This is a genomic window from Acidovorax soli, from assembly GCF_900107605.1.
GTDB classification, from domain to species: Bacteria; Pseudomonadota; Gammaproteobacteria; order Burkholderiales; family Burkholderiaceae_C; genus Acidovorax; species Acidovorax soli.
In genome coordinates this window covers 23175-38579 of the sequence record NZ_FNQJ01000020.1, presented here as the reverse complement: position 1 = coordinate 38579, position 15405 = coordinate 23175, and the positions used below count along the sequence as shown (strand labels likewise).

The window sequence follows — 15405 nt, the reverse complement described above, 5'->3', positions numbered from 1 at the left end:
TGGTTTCCATGTCTGTTTTCTTTATCCTACGCTCAGCGCCGCACGGTCCCTGCGCGAAGGGCGGCGCATGCGCACACGCCCGCGCACTGGCGCCATGGGCCCATTGGACGCCAAGCATTCGCCCATGGACAATGCCCGCATGCACACCTTCATCAACTCCCGTTTTTGCACCCGCTTCGGTCTGACCACCCCCGTCGCACTGGCGCCCATGGCGCTGGCCTCGGGCGGAGCCTTGGCGAGCGCCTGCGCCCGCGCCGGGGCGCTGGGCCTGGTCGGCGGCGGCTATGGCGACCTGGCCTGGACGCAGCGCGAATACCAGCTGGCGCTGCAGGCTGCGGATACCGGCCGCATTGGCTGCGGCTTCATCACCTGGAAGCTCGATGAAGACGCCTCGGCCCTCGACTGGGTGCTGGACCGGCCGCCCGTCCAGTGCCCCCGGGCCCTGATGCTGTCGTTTGGCGATCCGCGCCCCTATGCGCGCCGCATTGCCGACAGCGGCGCCGCGCTCATTTGCCAGGTGCAGCGCATGGACCAGGTCCCGCAGGCCATCGAGGCCGGTGCGCAGGTGATCGTGGCGCAGGGCGCGGAGGCCGGGGGCCACGGCATGAACGCGCTCAATGGCCGCTCCACCATGACCTTTGTGCCCGAGCTGGCCGACTGGCTGTCCGCCCATTCGCCCACCACCCTGCTGCTGGCCGCCGGCGGCATTGCCGACGGGCGCACGCTCGCGGCAGCCCTGGTGCTGGGCGCCGATGGCGCGCTCGTGGGCTCACGCCTGTGGGCCACGCAGGAAAGCCTGGCGCCGCAGGGCGCCAAGGACATGGCCGTCGCCACCGACGGCGACGGCACGGCGCGCACGGCTGTCTTCGACATCCTGCGGCGCAAAAACTGGCCTGCACCCTACGATTTCCGCGCCCTGCGCAACGCGTTGCACCGGCAGTGGGAAGATCGCATCGACGCCCTGCGCGCCGACCCCGGGACGGCTCGGGCCGCCTATGACGAGGGCGTGCGCAGCGGCAACTTTGAGGCCGCGCACGCCACGGCGGGAGAGGCTGTCGGGCTCATCCACGACCTGCCGACGGCGGGCGCGCTGGTTCAGCGCATGGATGCGCAGGCGCGGGCGCTGCTGGTTTGAGGGCCTGACCTTCAGAACGGCCTGGACGCGCTCAGCCGGGCCGCACTCCCTGTGGTTTCTCCAGCCAGCGGATGCAGCCCACGAACGCCACCAAGCTGAAGAGATAGAAAATATTGCCGCTGTTGTGGGCAAAGAAAACCTGCGTCCAGCCAAAGCCGAAGTAGGCGATGGGCAGCAGGGAGGCCGCCACGCGCACAGCCAGCAGCGCGGGCCGCTGCACTGGCGGCGCCCGGGCCAGCCGGGTGCGCGTCGGCCACATCACGGCCAGCGGAATCGCATAGAAGGCCAGCAACACGGCCACGCCGATCAGGCCGCGCTTGGCCCACATGTCCAGGATTTCATTGTGCGCATGCCCATACTCCAGGACCGATGGATGCGCCAGACCCGCCGCGACCATCTTCTGTTTTTGCACGACCACGCCGCTCACGCCCCAGCCCGTCAGCGGACGCTGCGCGCCCATGCGCAAGGCCAGGCGCCACTGCTCCAGGCGCTGACCGGCCGAGGTTGTCGCACCCTGCTGCGGGTGGTCCCAATACAACGGAACCTCCGCCATGGCCTGGTCCACGCGCGCCTCGAACTTGCCCGCAGCAGGAATCACCATGGCCGCAACACACAGGGCGGCACCGACGGCCGTCCACATGGCCCGCCGACCTTGGCCGTGGTGCCACATCACGCCCAGCACCACCGCCAGCAGCAGGGGGGCCACAACCCATGCACCCCGTGATCCGGACAGCAAAGACGCCAGTACCCCGCACCCGCCCAACAGCCACAACAGCAGAGACTGCCTGCGCGGCCAGGCGCCAAACGAAGCCATGGCCCATGTGGCGATCCCAAGGTACATGGCGATTCCGCCATACTGGATGGCATTGGTATGCCCCGTGGCCTTGCTCCACCCCAATACCAGGTACTGATAGGCGGCAATACCCAAAGCACCCGCACCACCCAACGCGCAACCCCACACGGCGCTGCCTGCATGCACGCCGACCTGGTAGGCGACACCCAGGCACAACGCGGCCAGCCAGTACTTGAACAGATAGTCCGAACCGGTCCACGACCACCAGCCGTCAAACGACAACCCCCAGATCAACCCCATGAGCACCATCACGGCGCACAGGGCTTTCAACTCGGTCGACCAAGTCTTGTGGCGGCACAACCCCACGCCCGCCAGCGCAAAAATGACACAGGCTGCTGCGCCATAAGAGTACCCAGAAGGCACGGCCAGCGACAATGCAAAAAAAACAAAGCACGAAATGCTCATTCCGCATCCGACGATGCGCTGGTACAGACTGACCGTATCTTTTCTCATCACACCTTTCGTCCCAAAACACTGCGCGCGATGCCACAAAGCCCGCTTTCCGCACCATGGCACCTTTTCCCATCCTCTACATCAACCTCGACAAAGATGTTGAACGCAGACAGCGCATGCAAGCCCAGTTCAACCACCTCCAGCTGGCTGCCCAGCGGTTGCCAGCCGTCTGGTGGCAAGACCTGGCGCAAGAGGAGCAAAACCAGTACTACAGCGAGACGCTGAACCAGGCGCAATACTTCAAGGCCCTGGCCAATGGCGAGAAGGGCTGTTATTGCAGCCATATCAAGGCTTGGCAGGCGTTGCTGGACAGCTCCGCACCGGCCATGGCAATTTTCGAGGACGACGTCAAGCTGCTGCCGGACATTATCCCGGCTTTGGAAGCCCTGGCCCAACGAACAACCGGCTGGGACATGATCAAACTGTACAGCCGGGATCAGGAAAAAATTTGCAACCAATCGCGTCTGTTCACCGCCCATTCCTTGATCACGTACCAGCGCATCCCCAGCTTTGCGGCGGGCTATGTGATCACCCGTGCCGGCGCCCAGAAGTTGCTGGCATCCCGCCTGCCATTCGGTCGCCCGGTGGATGTGGATTTCCGTTTCTGGTTCGAAAACGACCTGCGGGTCGCCGGGGTCTACCCCTCCGTCATGGCGCTGGATGACACCAGCGAAGTCAGCAGCATTTGGGAGCAACGCGACCGGCTCACGCTGTCGCAACGCCGACGCAAGCTGCTGATGAAGCTGCGCCTGACTCTGGGCAACGCTTGGCACCGCTGACACGCGCCAGGGCGGGTTACGAATGCCCGCCCTGCGCCAGAAGCGCCTGGTACTGCGCCCACATATGCGAGCGGCCATAGGAGGACAAGGCCTTGCGCCGCGCGGCCTGTCCCAGCTGGGCAGCCATCTCCGGCTGTCGCAACAGTTGTGCGAGTACCTGTCCCAAGGCGCCAGCATCAGACTCGGGCACCAGACGGCCGGTCAGGCCATCGCTGAGCACCTCGCGCGCACCGATCACATCCGATGCCACGCAGGCACAACCGGCGGCCATGCCCTCCACCAAGGCCAGCGGCATGCCTTCCCAGTGCGTGGACAGCACAAAGATCTGGGTCGCCGCCAAGCGCTGGGGCAAATCACCCACGTTGCCCAGAAACTGCACCTGGGCCTGCACGCCCAGTGCCTGGGCCAGTTGCCGCGCCTGCTTCAGCAGGCGCTTCTTGCCACCGCCAGCCAGGTACAGCGTGGGCATCAGGCCCTGCTGCTTCAGCCAGGCCAGCGCCCGGATCAGGGTCGCATGGTCCTTCTGGCGCGCGAAACGCGATGCCATCAAGATCGCGGCGTCGCGTTCAGCCCACGGCCGCATCAGTTGCTCTGGAAAGCGCTCCAGCGCGATGCCATTCGGGATGGCAATGCATTTGTCCGGCGGGAAACCGTGCGCAATCAGACTGCTGCGCACCCCCTCCGAGACGCCAATGCTGGCCTCTGTACAGGGCGCCAAGGCCAAGGCCTGGGCCAGACGGCGCGTTGTGTAGCGCTCGCGCGAGTTGTGCTCGACATGAAAGATCCGCGCCACGCCCTCGGCCCGGGCGGCCTGACGTCCCCAGATATGGTCGCTGAAACCGTGCGCAAACAGCACATCGGGGTGCCATGCACGAATGATCCTGCGCAACTCCCAGACCGTCAGCACGTGCAGCCAGTTCGACACGATGCGGACCTCCAGACCCTGGTCGCGCAGCGCCTGAACCCGGTCCATGTGCGTGGTGCGCTTGCGCCGCAGCACCAGCAGCACCTCGGTGCCCGGGGTCTGCCGGGCGGCCAGGCACAGATCGATGGCCACTTGCGTGGCACCGGAAAACCCGCCTGTGACGAAATGCAGGATGCGCATGATTCACCCAAAAAAAAACACCAAAGCCGGCCTGATCTAGGCCGTGCCTGGTGCCATTCAGCCGACAAAGGCCCGATCAATGCCCGCCCGCGAACACCTCGCCGGCCTTCAGCCGGTACACCGTGCCGCAATACGGGCACTTGGCTTCGCCGGCATGGGCCACGTCCAGGTACACCTTGGGGTGGCTGTTCCACAGCTTCATGTCGGCCTTGGGGTTGGGACAGAACACGCCGCCCTGGGCGTTCAGGTCTTTGGCCAGAAGTTCAATGACTGCTTGCGACATGGTCAGACCTTGGTGAGCCAGTGGGCATACTTGGGATTGCGGCCATTGACGATGTCAAAGAACGCGCTCTGGATCTTCTCGGTGATGGGGCCGCGGCGGCCCACATAGTCTTCTTTTCCGATCTCGATGCGATCGAGTTCACGGATGGGCGTCACTTCGGCGGCCGTGCCGGTGAAGAAGGCTTCGTCGGCGATATACACCTCGTCGCGCGTGATGCGCTTTTGCACCAGCTCCAGGCCCAGGTCCTTGCAGATGTGCATGACGGTGTCGCGCGTGATGCCCTTGAGCGCACCGGCCGACAGGTCGGGGGTATAGACCACGCCGTCCTTGACGATGAACACGTTCTCGCCCGAACCTTCGGACACGAAACCGGAAGTATCCAGCAGCAGGGCTTCGTCGTAACCATCATCGGTGGCTTCGGTGTTGGCCAGGATGGAATTGGTGTAGTTGCTCACCGCCTTGGCCTGGCTCATGGTGATGTTGACGTGGTGGCGCGAATAGCTGCTGGTCTTGACGCGGATACCGCGGGCCATGCCGTCCTCGCCCAGGTAGGCGCCCCAGGCCCAGGCGGCCACCATCAGGTGGATGTCGTTGCCCTTGGGCGAGACGCCCAGCTTCTTGTCGCCGATCCAGGTCAGGGGGCGCAGGTAGCACGACTCCAGCTGGTTCTCACGCACCACGGCGCACTGGGCTGCGTTCACCTGGTCCTGGGTGAAAGGGATCTTCATGCGCAGGATCTTGGCGCTGTTGAACAGGCGCTCGGTATGGTCCTGCAGGCGGAAGATGGCCGTGCCAGCGGCCGTGTTGTAGGCCCGCACGCCTTCGAAGGCGCCGCAGCCGTAGTGCAGGGTGTGGGTCAGCACATGGATCTTGGCATCGCGCCAGTCGACCATCTGGCCGTCCATCCAGATCTTGCCGTCACGGTCGGCCATCGAGGGAACTACGGGGCTCATGGGTGTCCTTTGGGTTGCTGGGTGTCGCAAAAGAGGAGATTTTACGGGGCCGCAGATCCCGCATCGCCTTCCGGCGCATCCTCAGGAGCCACAGGGCGTTCCAGTGCCCATTTCACCAGCTTGCCACCGTGGAACTCGCAGGTCACATGCGAGTGGGTGCCATCGGTCCAGCGGTAGACCTCGGGTTGTTCGTTCTCGGGCGATTGCAGCGCCCCCAGCGAACGCGTCATGGCCACCACATGCATCAGGCTCACCCCCGCCTGCAGCCTGGCATTGAGCATGACGGCGCTGCCCACATGGCCGATCGGACGATCGGACGCCTTGCGCAGCACATTCATGAGCCGCGTGAAATGCAGCAGCGCCCACATGAGGACTCCCCCGCCGACGGCCGCGACGCCCATCCAGCCATAGGACCGAAAGCCTACGACCAGCACCATCACCAGCCCCACGGGCACCAGGATATTTCGAAAATTCATGGCCCGATTGTCTTACGACGGCGCCCCCGCCCTCGTGTGGGGAGTGCGTATCGCCTGTCAACCCATGCCGCGCACCACGTTCATGGCCTCCTCGACCCGCTCCACGGCGTGGATGGTCAGGCCTTCGATCGGTTTCCTGGGGGCATTGGCCTTGGGCACCACGGCCACGCTGAAGCCCAGTTTGGCCGCTTCGCGCAGACGTTCCTGCCCGCGTGGCGCCGGGCGCACCTCGCCCGCCAGCCCCACCTCGCCAAAGGCGATGAACCCCTGCGGCAAGGCCTTGCCGCGCAGGCTGGAGGTGATGGCCAGCATCACGGCCAGATCGGCGGCGGGCTCGCTGATGCGCACGCCGCCCACGGCATTCACAAAAACGTCCTGGTCCATGCAGGCCACGCCCGCATGGCGGTGCAGCACGGCCAGCAGCATGGCCAGACGATCCTTGTCGAGCCCCACGGAAAGGCGCCGCGGACTGGGGCCGCCGCTGTCCACCAGGGCCTGGATCTCGACCAGCAAGGGCCGCGTGCCTTCGAGCGTGACCATCACGCAGCTGCCCGGCACCGGCTCGCTGTGCTGGCTCAGGAAGATGGCGCTGGGGTTGCTCACGCCCTTGAGGCCCTTTTCGGTCATGGCGAACACGCCGATCTCGTTGACGGCGCCAAAACGGTTCTTGATGGCGCGCACCAGGCGGAACTGGCTGTGCGTGTCGCCCTCGAAGTACAGCACCGTGTCCACCATGTGCTCCAGCACGCGGGGGCCGGCCAGCGCGCCCTCCTTGGTCACATGGCCCACCAGCACCACGGCCACGCCCGAAGATTTGGCAGCGCGCGTGAGGTGCGCCGCGCACTCGCGCACCTGGGCCACCGAGCCGGGTGCCGAGGTGAGCTGGTCGGAATACACCGTCTGGATCGAATCGATCACGGCCACGGCCGGCTGCATCGACTCGATGGTGGCCAGGATTTTCTCCAGCTGGATCTCGGCCAGCACATTCACCTGGCTGTGGTCCAGCCCCAGCCGGCGCGAACGCAGCGCCACCTGGGCGCCGCTTTCCTCGCCCGTGACATAAAGGGTGGGCAAGCCCGCGCGCTGCAGCGCGTCCAGCGCCTGCAGCAGCAGCGTGGACTTGCCGATGCCCGGGTCGCCCCCGATCAGCACCACGCCGCCTTCCACGATGCCCCCACCTAGTACCCGGTCGAGTTCGTCGATGCCGCTGGGCGTGCGCGCGATGTCCGTGGCCTCGATGGCCGCCAGCGGCATGACGGCCTGCGCCTGCGCCAGACCGGCGAACTGCGCACCGCTGTAGCGGTTCTTGCCAGGCCCGGCCTCCGCCACCGATTCGATCAGGGTGTTCCAGGCACCACACGATGGACACTTGCCCAGCCAGCGCGGGCTGGTGCCGCCACATTCGGTGCAGGTGAAAAGGGTTTTGTCTTTGGCCATGGGAGCGGGATCTTGCAAAGCGGCTGGCCACTATAGCGGCCACCAACGCACCACCGGCCGTCACCGCTCCCTCGGGGGCAACGAAGCCATGCGCCCGCACCCAACGACCAAACCCCTTAGGATGGCGACTCAGGCCCGCAATACCAGCGCGCATATCGACGCCCCCGGGGCCTCAGCGCTGCGGAGCCTGCACCCCGCCACCTTTTCAACCTCCACCATGTCCGCACCCACGCTTTACTTCGCTCCCGGCACCTGCGCCCTGGCCGTTCACATTGCCTTGCACGAGGCGCAGGCAGGCCACGAGCTGGTTCGTCTCGACTTCGCCACCCAGCAGCAACGCAGCCCCGAGTACCTGGCCATCAACCCCAAGGGCCGCGTGCCCGCGCTGGTGACCGAACACGGCGTGCTGACCGAAACCCCGGCCCTGCTGGCCTATGTGGCGCAACGCTTTGCCCAGGCGCAGCTGGCGCCGCTGGACCCGTTTGCCTTCGCGCGCATGCAGGAGTTCAACAATTACCTGGCCTCCACCGTGCATGTGGCCCACGCCCACCGCCCCCGCGCCAGCCGCTGGGCCGATGACGCCCACGCCATCGAGGCCATGCAGCGCAAGGTGCCGCAGAACATGGCGGAGTGCTTTGGTGTGATCGAACACCATTACCTGCAAGGCCCCTGGGTGCTGGGCGAACAATATTCCGTCGCCGACGCCTACCTGTTCACCGTGTCCGGCTGGCTGCGCAGCGACGGCGTGGACGTGGCGCAGTTCCCCAAGGTGGCCGACCACCGGCGCCGCATGGCCGAGCGCCCCGCCGTGCAACGCGCGCTGGCATAAACGGCACAAAAAAGCCCCGGCACCGGGCGGGTGGCGGGGCTTTCGGCGTTGCCGGCCCGGTCAGTTGACCTTGAGCGCGCGCCAGTCAATGCGGTTGTCCGCGCGGTGCGGCAACTCCACCTTCTGCGTGGCGGCCCACGGGATCACTTGGTTGTACAGCGGGATGTGGGAAATGAGCTCATGGTCCTGCACCAGGGCCTTTTCGATCAGGCCATTGCGTGTGGCCGGATCGGTTTCCTTCTTGATGCGCTCGATCAGCGCATCCTGCTGCGGGTTGCTGAAACGGCCCAGGTTGAAGTTGCCGTCGCCCCCGGCGCCCGGCGAGCGGATCAGCGACTGCAGCGAATAGAACGCATCGAACGTGGGCACGCCCCAGCCCAGCAGGTAGATGCTGGCCTCGTTGCGCTGGATCATGGGGAAATAGGTGGCAAACGGCAGCGAGCGCAGCTTGGCCTTCACCCCCACCTTGGCCCACTGCGCCGTGATGGCCTGGCACAGCTGCTCATCGTTGATGTAGCGGCCTGCGCTGCAGGCAAAGTCCACCTCGAAGCCGTTCGGGTAGCCCGCATCGGCCAGCAGCTTCTGCGCCGCCTTGATATCGAAGGGGTAGCGCACATCGGCCTTGGGCGTCCAGCCGTTGACCTGGTGGGCAATCAGCGCGCCCGTGGGCTGGGCCAGGCCGCGCATTACCACGCGCTGGATGGCGTTGATGTCGATCGCCTGGTACAGGGCCTTGCGCACGCGCACATCCTTGAGCGGGTTCTGGCCCTTGACGTTCGAGCCTGGCAACTCGCTGCGGAACTGGTCCATGCCCAGAAAGATGGTGCGGTATTCGGCGCCTTCCAGCACCTTCAGACCCTGCGTCTGGCGCACCCGCGCCAGATCCTGCAGGCTCGGGTCGATGATGAAGTCGATCTCGCCCGACAGCAGCGCCGCCGTGCGCGTGGCATCGGACTTGATGGGGGTGTAGACCACCTCGGTCACGTTGGTGGCGAACTTGCCCTTGCCCCACCAGTGCGGATTGGGCGCCAGCACCACGCGCTGGTCGGGCGTCCACGATTGGAGCACGAACGGCCCCGTGCCCAGGGCGTTGCGGTGGGCAAAGGTTTCGTCCTTGTTCTTGATGTCCTTGGGCTCGACCGACTTGTTCTTCTCGGCCCAGGCCTTGCTGAGCATGCGCAGCTCGGTCAGCTGGTTGAGCAGCACCGGGTTGGGAACGTCCGAGAAGATGTCGATGGTGTGGCTGTTGACCTTTTCCACCCGGTCGATGCCCTGGGCATAGACCGCGTAGTTGGAACTTTTCGACTTGGCGCGCTCGAGCGAGAACTTGGCGTCGTCGGCCGTGAACTCGCTGCCGTCGCTGAACTTCACGCCCTTGCGCAGGCTCAGGCGCAGCTGGGTGGGGCTCACCGGCTTCCATTCGGTGGCCAGCGCGGGCTCGGGCTTGAAGGTCTTGCTGTTGTATTCGACCAGCGTGTCGTACACGGCCGCGTGCAGGGCGTTGTTCACGCCCACGTTCTGGGCATGCACGTCCCACGACGACACATCCACCGCACGCGCCCAGCGGAAGGTCGTGGCCTGCGCGGCCAGGGGCAGGGTGGCAGCCAGCGCGGCGGCAAGGAGCAGGGGTTTGAATTGCATGGGCTTGTGCCTCTCAGAAAACAAAACCCTACTGTGACCCAGGGTGGGCGCCGCCGAAACAACTTTGTGCTTGTATCCATATGCACCGTGGGGTCGGCGCCCTGAAAGCAGCCGCCAAGGCACCTGCGCCAGAGCGCCCAGCCTACTTGTGCCGCAGCGCCAGTCGAATGCGCTCCAGCGCTGGCGAGGGCTGCGCCACGCTGCGATCGAACGGGTGCGCGGTGGCACCAACGGCTTTCAGGATGCGTTGCACGTAGGCGCGCGTCTCCAGGTAGGGCGGCACGCCGCGGTAGCGCTCGACCTTGCCCTCGCCGGCGTTGTAGGCCGCAGCCACCAGCGCCACGTCGCCTTCGAAGTAGGCCAGCAGCCAGCGCAGGTAGGTCAGGCCACCACGGATGTTCTGTGCCGGGTCATACGGGTTCTTGACGTTGAAGCGCTCGCTGGTTTCGGGAATCAGCTGCATCAGGCCCTGCGCATTTTTGGGCGACAGTGCCTGGGTGTTGAAGTTCGACTCGGCGGCAATGATGGCCAGCGCCAGCTGCGGCTCGACCTGGTATTGCGGCGCCATCTTGAGCACCAGCTCCACGATCTTGCGCGGCGCGACCCGCTGGTAGTTGACGCCGGGCTGGGCCACCTGAACCGGAGCGGGCGGTGGCGGCCGCAGGCACTCGGGCACTTCGTCCGTGGCGCCGCCCACCACCTGCAGCATGCGCGCAGCCACGCCCAGGCCCTGCTCGGCGGCGGCCTGGAAGAAAAAGGCGGCCGCCCCATCGTCGCGCACCACACCCCGCCCGTGGGCGTACATCCACCCGAGGTTGTACTGGGCCAGCATGTCGCCCAGCCGTGCGCTGGCGCAGTAGAGTGCGGCGGCCCGCAGCGGATCGCGCGCCACGCCTTCGCCATGTTCGTAGGCGATGGCCTCCTGGCGCAGGCCGGCCGCCCGGTTGGCGTCGGATTCACCGGACTGCGCCCGCGCCGCACCCGCACCCGCACCCCAGGTGCACAACGACACCACCGCTAGCGGCGCAAGGATCAACAGGCTGGCACGCATGGTTTTCAGTATGCGCGTCTTTGCGCCATTCGTCACGGCCCACGCCAACCCATGCTGACGTTCAGGCTGCGGTCAAAACAGGTCAAACCCGTTGCTCTACAAGCGGTGAAAGCTCCCTAAAAGGGAGCAACAAGGAAGGCTATTGAACTTGACTTGCAGATAGTGCATACCCGTCGCGCGACGGACGGTTTTTGCCAGGTTCCCAGCCCCTGGCCTCGCCGTGAGCTCAGTCCACCGCCACGGGCACGCGCGGCGCCAGGGCGCACATCAGCTCGTAGCCCACGGTGCCGGCGGCCTGCGCCACCTCGTCGATGGGCAGGACCGTGCCGTTGCCCGCCCGCCCCCACATCGTGACTTCGCTGCCGAAACCGGCCTCCACGCCCGCTGCCATGACGGGGTTCAGGTCCACGGTGACCATGTCCATGCTGACGCGGCCGACCAGGCGCGTGCGCACGCCGTTCACCAGCACGGGCGTGCCGGTGTCGCAATGGCGCGGGTAGCCGTCGGCATAGCCGCAGGCGGCCACGCCGATGGTGAGCGGCCCCTCGGCCGTGAAACGCGAGCCGTAGCCCACGGTATCGCCCGCCTGCAGCTGCTGCGTGCCGATGATGCGGGTGGCCAGCGTCATGGTGGGCTGCAGGTCCCACTGCGCCGCCCGGTGCTCGGGGTGGTCGGGCGCGCTGCCGTACAGCACGATGCCGGCACGCACCCAGTCGCCCCGCACCTGGGCGTCGCTGGCATGGCGCAGCGCGGCGGCACTGTTGCACAGGCTGCGCTCGCCGGGCAGGTCCTGCGTGGCCGCATTGAACGCCGCCATCTGGTGCGCAATGCCCCGCGCGCCGTCGGCATCGCTGAAATGGGTCATGAACGAGATCTCGTCCACCTGCGGCAGCGCATTCAGGCGCGCCCAGGCGCTGCGGTAGCGCTGTGGCGTGAAGCCCAGGCGGTTCATGCCCGAGTTCAGCTTGAGGAACACGCGGTGCGGCACCTGCGTCTTGTGGGCGGCCAGCATGTCGATCTGCTCGTCGCAGTGCACGGCGTGCCACAGCGACAGGCGCGAGCACAGCTCCAGGTCGCGCGGCTCGAACACGCCCTCCAGCAGCAGGATGGGGCCGCGCCAGCCCAGGTGGCGCACACGCTCGGCCTCGGCCAGGTCGAGCAGGGCAAAACCGTCGGCGGCACGCAGGCCTTCAAAGGCCCGCTCGATGCCGTGGCCGTAGGCATTGGCCTTGACCACGGCCCAGGTTCTGGCGTCGGGCACGGCCTGGCGCACGCGCTCAAGGTTGTGGTGCAGGGCAGCGGTATGGATGGTGGCGTGGATCGGGCGCGGCATGGGAAGAGTGGGGGAAACGAGCATGGGATTCTGGCATTGCGGGCCCGGGGGGGCGTGATATAACCGCCAGTCACCTGTATGCGGCCTCCCAATTTAATCGCGCATCAGCCTCACTGATACCCCTCCAGCCATTCGATGAAGCGCGGTTTCTACACCATCATGTCGGCGCAGTTTTTCAGCTCGCTCGCCGACAACGCACTCTTCGTGGCCGCCGTCGAACTTCTGCGCACAGGGGGCGCCCCCGAGTGGCAACGCGCCGCGCTGGTGCCCATGTTTGCCCTGTTCTATGTGGTACTGGCGCCTTTCGTGGGCGCGTTTGCCGATGCCTTGCCCAAGGGCAAGGTCATGTTCGTCAGCAATGCCATCAAGATCGCCGGCTGCCTGATGATGCTGTTCGGCTCCCATCCCCTGATTGCCTATGCCGTGGTGGGGCTGGGCGCAGCGGCCTATTCGCCTGCCAAGTACGGCATCCTCACCGAGCTGCTGCCGGCATCGCAGCTGGTCAAGGCCAACGGCTGGATCGAGGGGCTGACCATTGCCTCCATCATTCTCGGGGTGCTGCTGGGCGGGCAGCTCGTAGGGCCGCAGCTGTCGGCGGCGCTGCTGTCCATCGACGTTCCCAAGATAGACACCGGTGTTGATACCGCTGCCGAAGCGGCCATTGCCGCACTCATCGTGGTGTATGCCCTGGCCGCCTGGTTCAACACGCGCATCCCGCACACGGGCGTGGAGATGCGCCCGCTGCGCCAGGACCCGCAGCGCGGCCTGATCTCCAGCACCCTGGCCCTGCTGCCCGACTTCTGGGCCTGCAACAGCCGCCTGTGGCGCGACAAGCTGGGGCAGATTTCGCTGTCCACCACCACCCTGTTCTGGGGTGCCGGCGGCAACCTCAAGTTCATCGTGCTGGCCTGGGCCGGCGTGGCCCTGGGCTACAACACCACGCAGGCCTCGGCCCTGACCGGCGTGGTGGCCATTGGCACCGCCGTGGGCGCCGTGGCGGCATCGATGCGCATGCGCCTGGACATGGCCACGCGCGTGATTCCGCTGGGCATCACGATGGGACTGCTGCTGATCCTGATGGTGTTCATCCGCAACATCTGGGTGGCCATTCCATTCCTGATCCTGCTGGGCGGGCTGGGCGGCTTCCTGGTCGTCCCCATGAACGCCCTGCTGCAGCACCGGGGGCACAACCTCATGGGTGCGGGGCGCTCGATTGCGGTGCAGAACTTCAACGAACAGGCCTGCATCCTGGGCCTGGGCGCTTTCTACAGCCTGTCGCTCAAGCTGGGGCTGTCGGTCTTCGGCGCCATCATCGTGTTTGGCGTGGTGGTGGCGGGCACCATGTGGATCATCCAGCGCTGGCACGCCCGCAACTGCCGCCACCATGGCGAGGAACTGAACCACCTGCTGCACATCGCCCGGCAGGACACCCACCATTGATGCTATTTGCTGAATAGCTATTGGCGCTTGACACATGAGCGCTGCACGCGCTTTTGATGCCTACCATCTTCCCCATACTGGCCCTGGTGCTCAACGCCTTTGTGTGGGGCGTCTCGTGGTGGCCCTTTCGGCAGCTGCACGCCGCCGGGCTGCACCCGCTGTGGGCCACGGCGCTGATGTATGCGCTGGCCCTGGCCTGCCTGCTGCTGGCCCGGCCGCAGGCGCTGCGCAACGCGCGGCAGCACCCCGCCCTGTGGCTGCTGGCACTGAGCTCGGGCCTGACCAACGTGGCCTTCAATTGGGCCGTGACGGTGGGCGACGTGGTGCGCGTGGTGCTGCTGTTCTACCTGATGCCCGCCTGGTCGGTGCTGCTGGCCTGGAAGGTGCTAGGCGAACGCCCCACGGGCATGGCACTGGTGCGGCTGCTGCTGGCCTTTGCGGGCGTGGCGCTGGTGCTGGTGCCGGCCGGCGCATCGTGGGGCAGGCTGGCGGCCCACCTCTCGGGCGCCGACCTGCTGGCGCTGGCAGGTGGCTTCTGCTTTGCCCTCACCAACGTCACGCTGCGGCGCCTGCATGCCGTGCCCGGCGATGCGCGCATGCTGGCCATGTTTGGTGGCGGTGCCCTGCTGGCCTGCACCAGTGCCGCGCTGGGGCTGGCAGCGGGGACCGTGCCCGCCCTGCCCGCTCCGGCGCTGGCCTGGGTGTTGCTGGCGCTCGCGCTGGCTCTGGCCTTTGTGCTGGGCAACTACGCCCTGCAGTACGGCGCCGCCCGGCTGGCCGCGGGCACCACGGCGCTGGTGATGCTGTCGGAAGTGGTGTTTGCCAGCGTGTCGTCGGCCCTGCTGACTTCTGCCACGCTGGCACCGCGCACCCTGCTGGGCGGCGCGCTGATCATGCTGGCGGCGCTGCTGGCGGCATCGCCACCCCGGCGCCAGGCCAGCACCTGACAGCCGGGGCAATACCCGGCGCCAGCCGCTACCATGGGCTCTTCGAAAAGGTTCTTCCCCAAGGAGTTGCCAATGTCCAGCCTGTATGACTTGGAAGTCCAGCCCATGAGCGGGCCTGCCGTGCCATTGCGGCAGTTCGAGGGCAAGGTCTTGCTGATCGTCAACACGGCCAGCGCCTGCGGCTTCACGCCGCAGTTCGGCGGGCTGCAAGAGCTGCATCAGCAATACGGCGACAAGGGCCTGGTGGTGCTGGGGTTTCCCTGCAACCAGTTCGGCCACCAGGACCCGGGCAGCAACGATGAGATCGCCAGCTTCTGCCAGCGCAACTACGGCGTGGGCTTTCCGATGATGGCCAAGATCGATGTGAACGGCGCCCAGGCGTCGCCGCTGTACCAGTGGCTCACCGCCGAAGCCCCGGGCCTGCTGGGCAGCAAGGCCATCAAGTGGAACTTCACGAAGTTCCTCGTGGGCCGGGATGGCCGCGTGATCCGCCGCTATGCGCCGCAGGATGCGCCCCAAAAGCTGGCGGGCGACATCGAGGCGGCGCTGGCCACCCAGGGATGACCTGCAGGACCCGCGCGAGCCGGGGGTAGTGCGGATCGGGATGGGCCACCAGGCGTCTTTTTGCAGCCAATAGCCCGGCTATGGGCAAGAAAAGCAACGCAGTGGACCGCCCGAGGCGCGCTATCA

15 protein-coding genes are annotated in these 15405 nt (G+C 66.4%); 6 read left to right on the top strand and 9 right to left on the bottom strand.

The window, feature by feature from the left end; translation table 11 throughout:
• Positions 1-94: 94 nt before the first annotated feature.
• Positions 95-1135, top strand: coding sequence for an NAD(P)H-dependent flavin oxidoreductase (locus BLW02_RS13150; protein WP_244273692.1), 1041 nt, complete (start codon positions 95-97; stop codon positions 1133-1135).
• 31 nt (positions 1136-1166) lie between these two features.
• Here the strand turns inward: BLW02_RS13150 and BLW02_RS13145 are convergent, their stop codons facing one another.
• Positions 1167-2441, bottom strand: a complete 1275-nt coding sequence (locus BLW02_RS13145) for an O-antigen ligase family protein (protein ID WP_092699275.1) — start codon at positions 2439-2441, stop codon at positions 1167-1169.
• A gap of 56 nt (positions 2442-2497) precedes the next feature.
• Here BLW02_RS13145 and BLW02_RS13140 point away from each other — a divergent pair, with 56 nt between their 5' ends.
• The gene (locus BLW02_RS13140) at positions 2498-3220 is read left to right on the top strand and encodes a glycosyltransferase family 25 protein (RefSeq protein ID WP_092699273.1); all 723 of its coding nucleotides are present in this window, start codon (positions 2498-2500) and stop codon (positions 3218-3220) included.
• A gap of 16 nt (positions 3221-3236) precedes the next feature.
• Here the strand turns inward: BLW02_RS13140 and BLW02_RS13135 are convergent, their stop codons facing one another.
• The 5 genes from BLW02_RS13135 to radA all read right to left on the bottom strand — a co-directional run bounded on the left by BLW02_RS13135 (position 3237) and on the right by radA (position 7474).
• Complete coding sequence (locus tag BLW02_RS13135; RefSeq protein ID WP_092699271.1) at positions 3237-4325, bottom strand: glycosyltransferase; 1089 nt, start codon at positions 4323-4325, stop codon at positions 3237-3239.
• 76 nt (positions 4326-4401) lie between these two features.
• Positions 4402-4608: a zinc-finger domain-containing protein gene (locus tag BLW02_RS13130; RefSeq protein WP_092699269.1), complete on the bottom strand. Its 207-nt coding sequence runs from the start codon at positions 4606-4608 to the stop codon at positions 4402-4404.
• A gap of 2 nt (positions 4609-4610) precedes the next feature.
• Complete coding sequence (locus BLW02_RS13125; RefSeq protein WP_092699267.1) at positions 4611-5561, bottom strand: branched-chain amino acid transaminase; 951 nt, start codon at positions 5559-5561, stop codon at positions 4611-4613.
• A 41-nt stretch (positions 5562-5602) separates the two neighbouring features.
• Positions 5603-6037, bottom strand: coding sequence for a glycerate kinase (locus tag BLW02_RS13120; RefSeq protein WP_092699265.1), 435 nt, complete (start codon positions 6035-6037; stop codon positions 5603-5605).
• A gap of 57 nt (positions 6038-6094) precedes the next feature.
• The gene (gene radA / locus BLW02_RS13115; RefSeq protein WP_092699263.1) at positions 6095-7474 is read right to left on the bottom strand and encodes a DNA repair protein RadA; all 1380 of its coding nucleotides are present in this window, start codon (positions 7472-7474) and stop codon (positions 6095-6097) included.
• 217 nt (positions 7475-7691) lie between these two features.
• On the opposite strand from radA, the gene BLW02_RS13110 reads away from it, so the two are divergent.
• A complete protein-coding gene (locus tag BLW02_RS13110) occupies positions 7692-8303 on the top strand; it encodes a glutathione S-transferase family protein (RefSeq protein WP_092699261.1) in 612 nt (203 codons plus the stop codon).
• Positions 8304-8363: 60 nt separating this feature from the next.
• On the opposite strand, the gene BLW02_RS13105 is transcribed toward BLW02_RS13110, so the two are convergent.
• The 3 genes from BLW02_RS13105 to alr all read right to left on the bottom strand — a co-directional run bounded on the left by BLW02_RS13105 (position 8364) and on the right by alr (position 12328).
• On the bottom strand, positions 8364-9944 hold the full coding sequence (locus tag BLW02_RS13105; RefSeq protein WP_092699259.1) for an ABC transporter substrate-binding protein: 1581 nt from the start codon (positions 9942-9944) through the stop codon (positions 8364-8366).
• Positions 9945-10086: 142 nt separating this feature from the next.
• Entirely contained in the window at positions 10087-10995 is a 909-nt protein-coding gene (locus BLW02_RS20315; protein ID WP_092699340.1) for a lytic transglycosylase domain-containing protein, read from the bottom strand.
• Positions 10996-11221: 226 nt separating this feature from the next.
• Positions 11222-12328 (bottom strand): alanine racemase, encoded by a 1107-nt coding sequence (gene alr / locus BLW02_RS13095; RefSeq protein WP_092699257.1) that lies wholly within the window; start codon positions 12326-12328, stop codon positions 11222-11224.
• Between the two features lie 135 nt (positions 12329-12463).
• Here alr and lplT point away from each other — a divergent pair, with 135 nt between their 5' ends.
• The 3 genes from lplT to BLW02_RS13080 all read left to right on the top strand — a co-directional run bounded on the left by lplT (position 12464) and on the right by BLW02_RS13080 (position 15279).
• Positions 12464-13768: a lysophospholipid transporter LplT gene (lplT, locus tag BLW02_RS13090; RefSeq protein ID WP_092699255.1), complete on the top strand. Its 1305-nt coding sequence runs from the start codon at positions 12464-12466 to the stop codon at positions 13766-13768.
• A 56-nt stretch (positions 13769-13824) separates the two neighbouring features.
• Positions 13825-14715, top strand: a complete 891-nt coding sequence (locus BLW02_RS13085; protein WP_092699253.1) for a DMT family transporter — start codon at positions 13825-13827, stop codon at positions 14713-14715.
• Positions 14716-14787: 72 nt separating this feature from the next.
• Positions 14788-15279: a glutathione peroxidase gene (locus BLW02_RS13080; protein WP_092699251.1), complete on the top strand. Its 492-nt coding sequence runs from the start codon at positions 14788-14790 to the stop codon at positions 15277-15279.
• Positions 15280-15405 lie beyond the last annotated feature (126 nt).